At 50.7% G+C, this 13,160-nt stretch carries 21 protein-coding genes and 1 pseudogene; 5 read left to right on the forward strand and 17 right to left on the reverse strand.

Annotation, left to right across the window (positions count from 1 at the left end):
* Window positions 1-34: 34 nt before the first annotated feature.
* Window positions 35-1,003, reverse strand: coding sequence for a ribonuclease Z (locus B7L15_RS14280; RefSeq protein ID WP_085919618.1), 969 nt, complete (start codon window positions 1,001-1,003; stop codon window positions 35-37).
* A 239-nt stretch (window positions 1,004-1,242) separates the two neighbouring features.
* Here B7L15_RS14280 and B7L15_RS14285 point away from each other — a divergent pair, with 239 nt between their 5' ends.
* Complete coding sequence (locus tag B7L15_RS14285) at window positions 1,243-1,488, forward strand: type II toxin-antitoxin system CcdA family antitoxin (RefSeq protein WP_085919619.1); 246 nt, start codon at window positions 1,243-1,245, stop codon at window positions 1,486-1,488.
* The gene (locus B7L15_RS14290) at window positions 1,488-1,805 is read left to right on the forward strand and encodes a CcdB family protein (protein ID WP_085919620.1); all 318 of its coding nucleotides are present in this window, start codon (window positions 1,488-1,490) and stop codon (window positions 1,803-1,805) included. Before B7L15_RS14285 ends, B7L15_RS14290 begins: the two co-directional genes overlap by 1 nt.
* Window positions 1,806-1,919: 114 nt before the next feature.
* Here the strand turns inward: B7L15_RS14290 and B7L15_RS14300 are convergent, their stop codons facing one another.
* The 8 genes from B7L15_RS14300 to B7L15_RS14335 all read right to left on the reverse strand — a co-directional run bounded on the left by B7L15_RS14300 (window position 1,920) and on the right by B7L15_RS14335 (window position 6,930).
* Window positions 1,920-2,555, reverse strand: a complete 636-nt coding sequence (locus B7L15_RS14300; protein WP_085919621.1) for a LysE family translocator — start codon at window positions 2,553-2,555, stop codon at window positions 1,920-1,922.
* A 208-nt stretch (window positions 2,556-2,763) separates the two neighbouring features.
* Window positions 2,764-3,231 carry a GNAT family N-acetyltransferase gene (locus B7L15_RS14305; protein WP_176243697.1) on the reverse strand — a complete coding sequence of 156 codons (468 nt, stop codon included), beginning with the start codon at window positions 3,229-3,231 and terminating at the stop codon, window positions 2,764-2,766.
* Between the two features lie 68 nt (window positions 3,232-3,299).
* Entirely contained in the window at window positions 3,300-3,764 is a 465-nt protein-coding gene (locus B7L15_RS14310; RefSeq protein ID WP_085919623.1) for a GNAT family N-acetyltransferase, read from the reverse strand.
* 92 nt (window positions 3,765-3,856) lie between these two features.
* Entirely contained in the window at window positions 3,857-4,786 is a 930-nt protein-coding gene (locus B7L15_RS14315; RefSeq protein ID WP_254902951.1) for an alpha/beta fold hydrolase, read from the reverse strand.
* Window positions 4,787-4,800: 14 nt separating this feature from the next.
* Complete coding sequence (locus B7L15_RS20015; protein ID WP_082926097.1) at window positions 4,801-5,205, reverse strand: GFA family protein; 405 nt, start codon at window positions 5,203-5,205, stop codon at window positions 4,801-4,803.
* A 126-nt stretch (window positions 5,206-5,331) separates the two neighbouring features.
* The gene (locus tag B7L15_RS14325; protein WP_085919625.1) at window positions 5,332-5,781 is read right to left on the reverse strand and encodes a VOC family protein; all 450 of its coding nucleotides are present in this window, start codon (window positions 5,779-5,781) and stop codon (window positions 5,332-5,334) included.
* A 66-nt stretch (window positions 5,782-5,847) separates the two neighbouring features.
* The gene (locus B7L15_RS14330; protein WP_085919626.1) at window positions 5,848-6,399 is read right to left on the reverse strand and encodes an AAA family ATPase; all 552 of its coding nucleotides are present in this window, start codon (window positions 6,397-6,399) and stop codon (window positions 5,848-5,850) included.
* A gap of 189 nt (window positions 6,400-6,588) precedes the next feature.
* On the reverse strand, window positions 6,589-6,930 hold the full coding sequence (locus B7L15_RS14335; RefSeq protein WP_085919627.1) for a winged helix-turn-helix transcriptional regulator: 342 nt from the start codon (window positions 6,928-6,930) through the stop codon (window positions 6,589-6,591).
* 119 nt (window positions 6,931-7,049) lie between these two features.
* On the opposite strand from B7L15_RS14335, the gene B7L15_RS14340 reads away from it, so the two are divergent.
* Window positions 7,050-7,286: a thioredoxin family protein gene (locus tag B7L15_RS14340; RefSeq protein ID WP_085919628.1), complete on the forward strand. Its 237-nt coding sequence runs from the start codon at window positions 7,050-7,052 to the stop codon at window positions 7,284-7,286.
* Between the two features lie 78 nt (window positions 7,287-7,364).
* Here B7L15_RS14340 and B7L15_RS14345 read toward each other — a convergent pair whose 3' ends face one another.
* The 3 genes from B7L15_RS14345 to B7L15_RS14355 all read right to left on the reverse strand — a co-directional run bounded on the left by B7L15_RS14345 (window position 7,365) and on the right by B7L15_RS14355 (window position 9,423).
* Complete coding sequence (locus tag B7L15_RS14345; RefSeq protein ID WP_085919629.1) at window positions 7,365-8,060, reverse strand: type 1 glutamine amidotransferase; 696 nt, start codon at window positions 8,058-8,060, stop codon at window positions 7,365-7,367.
* Between the two features lie 34 nt (window positions 8,061-8,094).
* Window positions 8,095-8,859 carry an SDR family oxidoreductase gene (locus B7L15_RS14350; protein WP_085919630.1) on the reverse strand — a complete coding sequence of 255 codons (765 nt, stop codon included), beginning with the start codon at window positions 8,857-8,859 and terminating at the stop codon, window positions 8,095-8,097.
* 132 nt (window positions 8,860-8,991) lie between these two features.
* Window positions 8,992-9,423: a helix-turn-helix domain-containing protein gene (locus B7L15_RS14355; RefSeq protein WP_085919631.1), complete on the reverse strand. Its 432-nt coding sequence runs from the start codon at window positions 9,421-9,423 to the stop codon at window positions 8,992-8,994.
* A 128-nt stretch (window positions 9,424-9,551) separates the two neighbouring features.
* Here B7L15_RS14355 and B7L15_RS14360 point away from each other — a divergent pair, with 128 nt between their 5' ends.
* Window positions 9,552-9,986, forward strand: coding sequence for a DUF2938 domain-containing protein (locus tag B7L15_RS14360; protein WP_254902952.1), 435 nt, complete (start codon window positions 9,552-9,554; stop codon window positions 9,984-9,986).
* Here B7L15_RS14360 and B7L15_RS19370 read toward each other — a convergent pair.
* From B7L15_RS19370 to B7L15_RS14380, 5 genes are all read right to left on the reverse strand, one after another.
* Window positions 9,948-10,136, reverse strand: coding sequence for a hypothetical protein (locus B7L15_RS19370; RefSeq protein ID WP_139839381.1), 189 nt, complete (start codon window positions 10,134-10,136; stop codon window positions 9,948-9,950). The two genes, B7L15_RS14360 and B7L15_RS19370, sit on opposite strands and share 39 nt — an antisense overlap.
* A 183-nt stretch (window positions 10,137-10,319) precedes the next feature.
* Entirely contained in the window at window positions 10,320-10,601 is a 282-nt protein-coding gene (locus B7L15_RS14365; RefSeq protein ID WP_085919633.1) for a type II toxin-antitoxin system RelE/ParE family toxin, read from the reverse strand.
* Complete coding sequence (locus tag B7L15_RS14370) at window positions 10,598-10,870, reverse strand: CopG family ribbon-helix-helix protein (RefSeq protein WP_085919634.1); 273 nt, start codon at window positions 10,868-10,870, stop codon at window positions 10,598-10,600. Before B7L15_RS14370 ends, B7L15_RS14365 begins: the two co-directional genes overlap by 4 nt.
* Before the next feature lie 715 nt (window positions 10,871-11,585).
* The gene (locus tag B7L15_RS14375) at window positions 11,586-11,939 is read right to left on the reverse strand and encodes a 4-fold beta flower protein (protein WP_085919635.1); all 354 of its coding nucleotides are present in this window, start codon (window positions 11,937-11,939) and stop codon (window positions 11,586-11,588) included.
* Window positions 11,940-12,018: 79 nt separating this feature from the next.
* Complete coding sequence (locus tag B7L15_RS14380; RefSeq protein WP_176243698.1) at window positions 12,019-12,879, reverse strand: hypothetical protein; 861 nt, start codon at window positions 12,877-12,879, stop codon at window positions 12,019-12,021.
* 109 nt (window positions 12,880-12,988) lie between these two features.
* Between B7L15_RS14380 and B7L15_RS20100 the strand changes: the two are divergent.
* Window positions 12,989-13,160, forward strand: a pseudogene (locus B7L15_RS20100) (IS1380 family transposase); the annotation flags it as partial.

Genomic DNA, 13,160 nt, shown 5'->3' on the forward strand with positions numbered 1-13,160 from the left:
CCCTATGTATAACGTAGAGCAAAACGGCGGGGCGTCAGGGACTTCCGTCTACCACTTTAGAAAAGTGCCCCGACTTGCTCAGTGTGAATTCAAGAAAATCCCGCGCCAAATAAAGCGACCCCGAATAGACACGCTGGGCTTCTTTGCGGATATCCTCAATGGAAGGCAACGCATGGGGGTTGAGCTGGTAGCGGGGGCTGAAGTGCGTCAGCACCAGGTTGGGGAGCGCTACCGATTCGGCAAACTCAGCGACCTGCTTGGCGTAGCTGTGCCCCACGTCACCGGCCCTCTCGGCCATTGCTTCGGTGTAGGTAGCTTCATGCACCAGCACCTGCGCCCCCGCGCACGCCTCCGACAACAAGTCGGGCTGGTCATTGTCCCCAGCGACCACGACTTTCCTGGGTTTGTGTTTGGAGATAAGGAAGTCACGGCTTTTTAACCGCTCACCCGCGAACTCGATATCAACGCCCTGTTTCAACTGTCCCCACAACGGTCCTCTCGGAATCCCCTTTTTCGCCAGTTTATCCACATCCAGGGCAGACTCGACCTTTCGCTCCGTAAACCCGTAGGCATAAGACGGCGCCCGGTGTGAAAGCCTGAAGGTGGTAACCGCGATGCGCCCAAACTCGACGCTTGGCAGGTCATCGGAGCAGACAAATTCTACATCGAAGGGTAACGATAGCTGGGTGGCCTTGCAGGTGGCATCCAGCCAGGCCTTGATGCCCGCAGGCGCCACAATGGTCAGCGGCTCCGTCCGGCCGTTCATGGCCGCACTCGCCAGTAAGCCCGGCAGCCCATAGCAGTGGTCGCCGTGCACGTGGGTAATCAGGATGGCTTTCAGTGAATTCAGCGACAGTTTCGTGTGCAGGACCTGATGCTGGGTGCCCTCACCACAATCGATCAGGTACCAGCCCTTCCCCTTGCTCTCACGCAACGCGACCCCAGAGACGTTTCTTTGCTTGGTGGGCACACCGGCAGAGGTGCCGAGGAAGAGTATATTCATCGTTTGCTCGTGATCTCTTAAGTACACGCTTTGGGCACAAGATGAAGCCAGCCTGGTCGCTATGTTTGCGCTCTAGTAATCACCACGGTAAACAGACTGCCAACCTAAATAATTTCGTGTTGGCGGGCTAACCATGGGCTTTGATGGATTAACGTCCGAAGCAGCAAGCGCATGCTTGAATGCGCACTGACATGCGCATAAACTTAGACAACACATTGAATAGCCACTTGGAGGCTCCAATGGCCGAACTTTATAACGCAGCCGCGCCAAAAAAAGCGGCGAACCTCTCAGTCAATAGCGACCTGCTGCGTAAGACCCGTGAACTGAACATTAACTTGTCCGCTACCCTGGAGCGAGCCCTGAAAGAAGAACTCTCCAAACGCGAAGCAGCCCAATGGGTGGAAGAAAATCGCGCTGCGATCCAAAGCTACAACGATTTTGTCGAACAACATGGATGCTTCGGCGACGAATTCAGGGAATTTTGATGGCACAGTTCGACGTATACCCCAACCCAAGCAAAACCAGCCAAGCGCACTACCCATACCTTGTCGATATCCAGAGCAGCCTGCTGAGCGAACTGACAACTCGCATCGTCATCCCTTTGGGGAAACGCTCCGCATTGGGTGGCAACGCCATGCAAGGGCTCACGCCAGAAATCAGCTTTGCAGACCAAGAACTTCTACTGTTGACCCCGCAAATTTCCTCCGTTTCTGAAAAGCATCTCAAAAACCCGGTGGGCTCTCTATCGCATTTCAGAGACCAGATTGTTGGCGCCCTGGACATGGCCATCACGGGCATTTAACGCCCTGGTTAAGCGGCTTCGAAGTCCAGGGGATGGATCCCATCCAGATTGACCGTATTCCGAGCCACCCAAGGGTCATACCTATCTTGCATCGCCAACCAGCGCTCACCGATATTACCTTGTACTAGCCGCCAGACGCGCGCCCAAGGCGACGAACAATGCCCCAAGGCCACGATCCATCCATAAGCCAACTCGCCGATTTTGTCTCAAGAAAGCGCCTAACCTTGACCCCAGCATCACTAAAGGTGGTTCTATGCAAGCGGCGACAACAATGATCAGGCTTCCGTGCAACAGCAACTGAGCACTGGGCGGGCCAGCACCTTCCACAACGAACTGAGGCAAGAAAGCCAGGAAAAATATGGCCACTTTCGGGTTAAGGGCGGAAACCAGTGCTCCTTGCCAATAGATTGAATGCATTCGTTGATGGCTGACACCCTCACTGGCCACGAAAGCGTCACCACGCGATAAGAGCATTTTGATACCCAGCCATATCAAATAGACGGCGCCGACCCACTTAACAATAGAAAACGCCAGGGCAGACGCGGCAAGGATTGCCGAAAGCCCCACCGCCGCCATCACGACATGCAACGCTGCCCCTGTCCAGATGCCAAACATCGCAGCAAATCCGTGCTGACGTCCGTTACGCAACGTTTGCCCCAAAATAAAAGCGATATCAGGTCCTGGGGAAAGGTTTAGCAGGATCGCCGCACCAAGAAATGTCACCCAGTGAATTATTGTGTAATCAAACATTTTGACACTCCTATGTCCTTAGCTGTGGCAGACAGCGTGTAGAAACTACATAAAGGCCAACTCCGCCGCACTACTGATGACATCGACTGGAAGGCTTAACACCGGCTACTGGTCGCAACTGAGCGGCATACACCTTCATGGAAAGACTCCTGACAAATTGCTACCGCTTATCCTACGCCGAGACTGCTCCTCATGCGCCTGCCTTACGTTAACGATTAGCCGTTGAACTCATAAATAATAAGTCATGTGTAGATTCTGACTCGATAACAAGGAAGCCAAGACTTGAATACAAAGAACGAGCCGCATGGTTATCTAGATAGACGAGCAGCGTCACCGTCGACGCACCTGTTGATTGTCTCGCCTGTGCTATCAGCTTTTCACACAACAAGCGACCAGCGCCCTTTCCTCTTGCCTCAGGCGAAATAATAATCCTGCCGATATGAACCGCGCCATGCTTTCCGGGCCAGAACTGGCCAAAACCAACGCAGCGGTTATTGCTATCGGATAAACAATAACTTGAGCCTCCCTCAACGGCGAGCAGCTCAGGCAAATTGGCTGCAGCAAAGGGAAACGGCACGGATGGCCCCGCCCAGCGAGAGCAGGCTTTCTTATCACTGATCCAAGCCGCAATAGCCTTATAATCCGCTTTTTCTGGTGTTCGTAGAGTTGTTTGCATATGTCTAACGCCAGTAGTCATGGGCGCCACCGAAGCGCAGCGTAGTTGGAGTCCCGTTGACCAACTTGTTAAGAGGCGATCTGCTTGTACATGACATCGACGGTCACGCCCTTGTATTCGCATCGCTCCATATGATTCCAGCTGAGCTTCTCATAAAGTTTCGAGGCGAACTCGGTGCATAGATACCAGACATTAGCATTTGAGCGAGCTGCCTCAGCTTCGCACCGAGCAATCAATTCCGTTGCTATTCCCTGATGCCGGAAGCCCTCTTTTACATAAACTGCTGACAGCCAAGGGGATAAATCCGGTTTTGTGTCCATATCGTTCTGTACTAGCGCAGCCGAACCAACAAGCTGCCTTCCTGACATTGCAATAAAAATTGAAGGAATACCCTCTCGTCCTGCAGCATCAGAGATTGCTTCGGCTCGCCCTTGCAAAGTCAGCGACGGGTTCAAGTGCTTCCACTCCGCATGGTGAAGCTCCGCCAACTCAGCAATGAATTCCCTTTTATCTGCTAGAGGAACGATTTCCACAGTCTTTGCCTCTCAACGCAGAGCGCACCGATAGCCTTACAGAGCGGAGCGGCTTAAAAGCCATCCGCGTGACGCGACGGGTTATGTAGTTTTTAAGCCTGAGCAAAATCCAAAATTTCCTTCGCCAACTCCTCAGGCCTTTCTTCAATGACAAGGTGGCCCGCATCATCAATCACACGAAGAGCCGATCCCGGAATCATGCTATGGAGCTCTTCCCCACGCTCCAGAGGTATCCAGCTATCCTCCCGCCCCCAAAGAATCAAGGTAGGTGTCGTAATCGTAGGATAAAGAGACTGAACCTCGTCGGTATATTTGGAGTCTGCTTGAGCCATCTGACGATAGAAAGCCGTCTTACCTTGCTCGCCAGTCCACGGCGAAACGATTCCTTCTAGTGTTGCCTCATCAAGCGGCTTGAAGGCAGCCGTTTGCACATAGGTCCGAACCACAGCTTCGTGAATATAGTCTGGCAGCCCTGAAAAAGCGGCTTCATGCCTATTCACATGGCGGAAAAAAGGTGAGCCCCAAGGAGAGACTGCAACCGGGTCAATCAGAATAATCTTTTTAAAAGACCGCTCATTGAGAAGGTGAGCTCGGAGAGCTGTAGCGCCGCCAAAGTCGTGACCGACAACAATCGGATCATCCAATTCCCAATGGGTTAGCAACCCATCCAAAACCTCATTCTGCACGCCCAACGAAACATCGCCTTCCGTCGTACACGACTGACCATAGCCCAGCAAGTCAAAAAAGTAGACCGTGTACTCTTCGGACAGTTTTCGAATTAAATGTCGCAGATTGAACGATGACCAGGGCGTTCCGTGAACCAAAACCATTGGCGGGCCTTCGCCTAACCAGCCATAACGAACTTCGCGCCCTTGATAATCATAAGAATTTGAAAGCTCCCACCTGCTCATTGCTCGAACTCCTTTTGTAAATAACGCCCGCAAATCACCTACGCCAAGAAAGCAGAGCGAAGCGGCGCTTTTTGCGTTCGAGTGCATTGGCCTTGTTTGGCCAATCTTCATACCTGCTCATGAGTTTAATAACCTAGGGACGGCGGTCCTTCTGGATGTTGGGGGAGATCATCGGCAATCTCTAGCCACGGCTGCTTCGAAGATACCCAAAAATGCATATCTGGATTGAAAAGTGATGGATCTTCGAGACTTCCAGCCGTCAACCCAATAACTCCAGCAGAAGCGCGCCGGGAAAATATGCTTGAACCACAATGCGAGCAAGAACCTCGCTCCAGGGTTTCTGATGAGTAAAATGTGCTAACTGGGCCAATGATAGAAACATCTTCAATACGCATTAGTACGCGGGCGTTAAAAGCAGCTCCGATAGCTTTTTGACATTCTCTACAGTGACACACTCGCTGATTCAATGGATCAGCAGTCGTTTCGTAACGAACGGCTTTACATAGGCACCCGCCGCGAAATTTGATCATTTAGCTAGCCCCCCTTCGGTAACAGCCTAACGCCTGAATTAAGCAGCGCCTGGAAATGGCGTCGGCTTGAATGAATTGGAAGACGACAACGCCTGAGTTCTCAACGCGCACTTCCATTGGACTCTCTTAAGAGGTCTGCTGCCCGAGTTGTTGGGCAAGTCCGATGAGAATTCCTTCGGGACCCCGGATATAGCATAGTCGGTAGATGTTTTCGTAGTTGACGACTTCGTCGACCACTATCGCACCGAGTTTTCTTAGCCTGGTGAGAGTGTCGTCGATGTCCTCGACGGCAAACATCACGCGCATGTAACCCAGTGAGTTCACAGGGGCTGTGCGGTGGTCAGAGGCGATGGCCGGAGCGTCGAAGCGTGAAAGCTCAAGGCGGCTGTGACCATCCGGGGTGCGCATCATGGCTATCTCGACCCGCTGGCCCCGCACACCGGTGACGCGGCCAGCCCATTCGCCTTCGATGGGCATGCGCCCTTCAAGGGTAAGGCCAAGCTCGGTGAAGAACTCAACGGCGGCATCAATGTTTTCCACCACGATGCCGACGTTGTCCATACGCTTGACTGTCATGATGCCTCCTTGGCGTCCAACGCCTGAGCTCAGTTGCAAGCCGAAGCGCACCAGCGCTTTGGGCGGTCAACTGCAGCGATTTGTTAGGAGCCTATCTACAGCTTCCAAAATGAATGATATGCGTTCATCAATGTTACTACGCGGAACTTCCAATGTTTCGTACCCCCACTGCAGATACCACCTTCTCATACCTTCAAATACCCCAACAGCTTCCTCAAATGTTTGGTCACGCTCTGAATCGGTGCCATAAATCTCCTTCCATGGGGGCAGAAGGAAAACCACGCCGCTGTACGGGAAATCGTGAATGTATCGAGCAACTTCATCGTGTGTTACCGCATTCTCCGCATCGAGCATATACAACGCGTCTAAGACGCCTCGATCAAAGAACGTAGGGCGTTTATTGGCACCTATATTCCGATACTTTTCGATATCCGCACGGAGAACCTCATGAGCAAAAGAGACGGGGTCCGGCCGAGGCGACAGCCCCGTCGCTAACCGTTCCTTAATGATCTTCCGGGCAGACTCAGGTGCGAAACTATATCCACGCTCCGATAGAGAGTTAAGAAGTGTGGTTTTGCCGCCGCCTGGGCCACCGGTGACTACAAATCGATAGTTCATTTAATCCTTCCAATACGCACCGACCTGCATCCCACCGCCGACGACGGCAGTTGCCAGATTGCTGAATATCACGCTCTTTATCTCCCTGAACTTCCACGTCAGGGCAAAAGCAAACGTCAGCACCAGGTTGTGGGAAGCTTCACTGATTCGGCAAAAGTGGCGATTTGCCTGGCGTCGCTATGCCCTACGTCATTTCATTTCTTTACTACCAATTTCAGCGTCGAGACTTTGTATCTGCAAGACAATCTCGAGGAGCTTTTTCCCCGAAGTAGTTAAGGAATATTCCGTGCGGGGCGGGACCTCGGGATAACTATGTTTTTCGAGAAGCCCATAGGCAGTAAGTTTGCGAAGTCTCTCGGACAGGACTTTAGTGGATATACCCTGAATATGCCTCTCGAGTGCCCCAGGCCGGTTGATACCGCTTCCTACCGAGAGTAATACTGATACCGACCACTTGCAGCCGACTACATCTTCGAGCTTTCGGTACGTACTTGATGTGTGAGCGCTACTTTTTTTCTCTATATTTTTCATAAAATTACACCATAAAGTGCCTACCAAACCTCCTGGTTCCTGCTTTTTTCCTGTCGGATGAGCCACTACTTTTTAAGGGTGCGCACAACCCTAGCTTAACCAAAACCAGGAGCAAAATCATGACTGCAAAAGCTACCTTTTACCATGCCGGATGCCCAGTATGCGTGGCTGCTGAAGACAATCTGGCAAAGGCAATTGATCGGTCTCTCTACGAAGTAGAAGCTGTCCATCTTGGCAACGAAAAATCACGAATTGCCGAGGCCGAAACTGCTGGCGTTAAGTCGGTACCAGCGCTGGTTCTGGATGGTACGCCATTCCATATCAATTTCGGCGCAAACCTTTCCGACCTGAAATAGCGAGTGCAATACCTGCAGCGCCTCAGCTTCTAGTGGGGCGCTGCTCATAAAGAAAAGCATCTGTTTTACTTATGCTTATTAGCCATTGTTCGCATGCAAGTATTCAAGAACCTGCCCCATTAAACTGTTTATTGATAAGTAACGTTCTTGAGGAGCGGACAGAATCTCTGCTTCTGATTGGATGTATTCACCTTCAATGAGTTCATCTCTGCAATTCTCGACAATTGATTGTGCGGATGCCTGCGTGGTTTCCAAATGAAACTGCATCCCGATAACATTCCCACCCATTTGGAAGGCTTGGTTTACGCAGCCATTACTTTTCGCTAGTTGAACAGCGTCTTCTGGCAAGCTGAAGGTTTCACTGTGCCAATGAAACACTTCTACTTCCCTTGGAAACTGAAAAACTGAAGCGCTTTCAGATTCAACTGCTTGAACGGGGAACCAGCCAATTTCTTTTACTGAGTTTGGAAATACTTCGCCTCCCATTGCGTCAGCAATGAGCTGTGCACCCAAACAAATGCCAAGAACGGGCTTTTTAGATTCAATCGCGCTTCTTATGAATTCTTTTTCTTCTACCAGCCAAGGATATTCTTCTTCGTCCTTGACACTCATAGGCCCTCCCATGACAACGAGCAAATCCACATCCTCGATGTCAGGCAGCGCTCCAAAAGCGAAAAATTGAGTGCTGGTTATTTCGTAACCAGCACTTTTTAACCAGGCTTCGATACTGCCCAACCCTTCGAACTCTACGTGCTGTAAATAATGTGCTCGCATCTCGACTCCGGCTTTTTATAGCTAACGTCATCTCTCAGACACGGTTTATGGATACACCGCCGTCTACCAGCATCGCTGTGCCCGTAGTGAAGCTGGAAGCATCGGAAGCTAGATAGAGTGCAGACTGGGCTATCTCTTCTGGCTTCGCGATACGTTTGAGCGCGTGCAGGCTCGAGACAAACTCCTTCGCCTCGGGCGTATTCGCAAACTCCTGCGCCGCCGCTGTATCAGTTCCACCCGGCAATAACGCATTTACCCGGATGTTATGAGAGCCATACTCGGATGCGAGCACTTGGGTTAGTCCAATCAACCCTGCCTTACTGGCCGCGTATGCAGCCATCCCAGGCATACCCGTTGTATAGCCAACAAAAGTAGAGGTGAAGACCAAAGACCCTCCGCCGCCTGACAACATGGCAGGTAGTTGATACTTTGCAGCCAAGAAGGCACTGGTCAGATTCGTAGCGATAACCTGATTCCAGTCTGCCAAAGACATATCGGGAACCGGCCCCATGGCGCCCAATATGCCAGCATTATTGAAGGCGACATCAAGGCGACCAAATTTGTCCAAAGTCTGCTCGACCAACGTTTGGGCAAATGCCTCGTCACTAACATCACCCGCTATCGCCAACGCTTGCCCGCCTTCCTCAGTGATGAGATTAGCCAAAGCTTGAAGTTTGGGCTCTCTGCGTGCTGCCAACACCACAGAAGCCCCTTCTTTGGCGAAAAGGCGGGCAGTCTCGCGACCAATACCTGCACTTGCTCCCGTAACAATAACGACTTTATTCTTGAGTGTAGTCATGTGTTCGACCTCTTTCTCTCTGTTCTAAATGATTGGTATCTAACCGGAACAGAGGCAATTCTAAGAGGCCCCTCACAGACTGCCGACCCGTATCTTGCTATGTTTATGTTGCATTGACGTTATAAAGCCGCATTAAAGCGCCTTTTTTGGGGAAAGCATCCCAACATCTTTTCTACTAATCACCCCCGAAGCCGCTAATCCAAGCAAGCGTCGAAACTTCGGACATTCCATATGACTTGGGGCAGAACAAACGGCGGCATGCCGGAGACCGTCTCGTACCGCTATCAGGCTTTTGATAGTTTTATCAAGTTCATCTGCTTTGTTCACCAGTAACTCTCTGTCAATATTAGGGTCTCCTTTAGATCCTATCATGCTGCCAATTTCATCTAGAGAAAATCCTGCTGCACGTCCCAGCGCAATCAGTGCCAGCCGCTCCAATATATTGTCATTGAAAACTCGGCGTAACCCTTGCCTTCCGAGAGAGCTGATTAACCCTTTCTTCTCATAAAAGCGCAACGTTGAGGCTGGAACACCCGAACGTCTGGCTACTTCAGCGATATCCATAATTACTCCTTGACCTCAAGTCGACTTTAAGTCGTAGGCTACCCCCAGTTAGAAATCAAGGCGACAAAGGAGGGGCTATGAACCACGTACTATTCATATTAATAATCGGGATTGGAGCTACTGCAGTGATGGACGTGTGGAGCATCGTACGAAAGCCATTGCTCGGTGTCCCTCTCCCGAACTACGGGATGGTGGGACGCTGGATAGCCCACATGGCACACGGACAGTTTCATCATGACAATATTGCCGCATCCAGCCCCAAACACGGAGAACGCATTATAGGGTGGACAGCTCATTATCTGATAGGCATCGCGTTCGCTGCCTTATTAATCGGTATCTGGGGAGAGTCATGGATTCAGAGCCCAACGATTGGCCCCGCACTCGCAATTGGCATAGGCACCATCGCAGCCCCCTTTCTGCTGATGCAACCGGGAATGGGTGCCGGAGTTGCCGCATCCCGAACGCCGCATCCTGCCTCTGCCAGACTGCAGAGCCTCATAACACATACAGCGTTTGGCCTCGGCTTATATGCATCTGGCTGGGCAATACAGCTTTTCAACTGAATGTAATTCATCGCCGCCGCAGCCTTCTTTCAGAATGATGGCGGAAATCATCGCGGCGAACAGCACGCTGGTTTCTCGCAACGCCACCCCTGCGACGTTTCTGCTTTTGGTGGGTACACCGGCGGAGGTGCCGGGGAAGAGTAAGTTCATAGCTTGGTTGTGATCCCTCTAGAATCCAGGACACCGGCTGTCAGCATATGGATTTTCAATACGTTCGGCTTTTGGGCCTTTTACGACAGGAGGGTTAGCGACCACAGACGCTTTCGTTAAGCGGCTTCAAAATCCAAAGGGTGAAGATCGTCCAAATTAATTGTGCCGCATCTGCTTAAATTGCTATCGCTCACCCTCAAGGCCATGCCATACCCGGAGAATAATGATGGCACTAGCATGAATTGAATATCGAACGACGTATTTTCCGAAAACCATATCTCGAATAGAGTCAGGCACCGGTGCCATTTCAACAGGCGTGCCCATGTTGGGGAAGTCTGAAAGTAATTCGATTTTGCCAACCAGTTCTGAAGCAATCCTGGCTGCCGCCGCCGGGTTATGAACCGCAATAAACTCCCGGAGACGTATCAAATCATCAATGGCTTCGTCCGTGTAAACCAGTTTCACTTACCTGACCCCGGCGCATCCTGCTCGTTTTCGGTCCCCCAGCTCTTGAGCCAGCTGTGAACCTCGCTGGCATCAACAACCTTGCCCTGAGCAGCAGACTCCATTGCCTCTAATGTTTGATTCCACCGCTCTTGCTCAAGCTGCTGCTTTTCTATGTATTCCGACAATGCCTGGTTGATGACCCAGCCTTTGCTCCGGTGCAGCCTGCCAGCGATTGCTTCCAGGTGCTGTTCAACGTCTGCTTGAAGGCGAACTGTGGTGACACTCATGACGGTACCCTCGAATTTTGCGACTACAATGTATTACAGCATAGTCGATGGAGGTTCAGCAAAAAATTAAAGCCCTAGGTTCAGCGGCGCAGTCCTCCGACCGCATGGACTGAAACGTATTGCTAGTCGCATAGCGCATCGTCTATTAGATCCCACCGTCCTTCGTATTGAGAAATATTCCAGAAATAGGGTGCAGCACCCTCTTGGACTGCTACTGCACGAACTGAGCTATCTTTTCTTTGCTGACCCTTCTTCCCAGGAGTAGACAGCCACGTTCGGTGCCGTTCGGCTACGTTAAGGGCCATTTCATTACAGGGAACTATGTAATACCTGAATGGATCTGGGGAACCGGGTGTCGGTATTCCAGCAATTATCCAGAAGAACCGCGAGCCATACACGCGTTCGGCCTTCTTTCCCACGCTGCATGTCTTGTTACCAGGTACGAAAGTTTTCACTTGAATATGAACGAACTTTGTACCGTCCCTGTTGCTACAGAGCACATCAGTATTCGGAGTGTTTCCAAGAGTTACTACTGCAGCATACCCTCGGCGACACAGCTCACCTGCCACAAAGAACTGACTCGAATTACCTCTGTGACTTTTGTCTCTAGCGGTTGAGCTCATCTATACCTCGTAGTGACTAACGCCGCCAACACGCGCAGCTTTGTATTGAAAGCGAAGCCGCAACGAAAAAGCTGTCGCTGTGCTTGGCCTTGTTAAGCAAAGTAGGTTTTGGCGCTGTGACGGGACCAACCACCACGCCCCGGCTTACCCGGTATACCCGAAAACCCCGGTCTGCCAGGCGTACCCGAAAAGCCCGGCATGCTAGGCGTTCCACCGCCCCCCGGGACACTGGGCAAACTCCCTGTACGAGTGCGGGTAAATGCAAGAGCACTATTGTCGCTATCGTAGATCACGCCGCCTTCAAACCAGCCGACATGATTACCGTTCAATGAATAGACATTGCTGTCATTTATCCAGCCGACGACTTGCCCTCTACTATCGCGCACTTTATTTCCATCGAGGATGAGGCCTGCTGTGCCTCGGCCATCGAACATCCACTCTGCCATTTAATTCTCCATATCTGCTTAACGCTAGCGGCAGGGGCGCGACGTCAGGAGCGTCCCTTGGTCGCACTTGTTAAATTTCTCAAGCCGGGCTCTTGAGATCTTCAACTAGTTGATCTGATGACTTTTTTTCCAAGGACTTTCTTTTGATTTTAAGCTGTTCAAGCAAATAGTGATTCGCCAAATCGAATTCAGCGAAAATCGTACCCCATGTCTTAACATAGCCCTTGATGCGATCATTTTTTGTACTAAAAACTAATCCGGGCTCATTCTTCGCTTCTGCGGTTTCTAGAGCCGAATTAATATCAAAATCTCTTTCGGATATCTTTCTACCAACCAAAATGATTTCAAAGCGCATCTTCTCCATAGAGAAGCCCGCATGCTCAGATATAATCCTTGCATAATCCTTTATTTGCTTGAGATGCTTTTCATTTAAGGCAATTGCAGGCTTCTTGATTTCGATGATAGTACATTGGTAATAGGATTCGCCTCTAGAATTGAAATTCAACTTCTTTCTAGCCAAAAAGAGATCCACTTGCCGTCTGACACCATCTATGCTTAGGCCGGCGTCTAAGTCCGCAGGTTCAAAATCATTTTCATCTACTGTTTCTATGCCCTTAACAGACTCTCTCAAGTTCAATGCAACTCTTTGAAAATCGTCTTCTTCAGCACCAAGAATTGTATACTGATTACCGAAAAGCCACGTATTGCTTTCTATAACCCCTTGGAGATCAGGTGTTTCAAGGACTTTCTTGTAATGCTTTACCATTATTTCGCGCAATTTATGCACCGCAAAATCTCGCTTCTGCAATATTTCAATTGTGCTTATTATATTTTCGAGCGAAGAATTATTAATTTGATCTGACAGCACTTCGATTTGGCTTTCGCTTAGGTCAAGTATTTCTCCAATGACATCAAAAATGGTATCATTTTCGTTCGACACAAGAATTTTATCAATTACCTGAATCCGTGAGACCGGCCCCCGGAAGCACTTCTAACCCACTGACCTGCATGGCAATATAGCCATTATCGCCATTCACCCAGACAGTGCCATGCCCAACATAAAGTTCCGCGCCAGTCGCCGCACCCTCACCAGCCACGCCGGGCTGTCCATCATCGGGCAATGCTTCGAGATCGCTGGCGTCGACAGCATCGACAGCCGCTTCCCCACCACGCTGGGCATGCGCACCAGTGACGYGATCAAGAGCTACCTGGGCCTGCTGY

Source organism: Halomonas sp. CSM-2 (assembly GCF_002119345.1).
In the GTDB taxonomy this organism is placed as follows: domain Bacteria; phylum Pseudomonadota; class Gammaproteobacteria; order Pseudomonadales; family Halomonadaceae; genus Vreelandella; species Vreelandella janggokensis.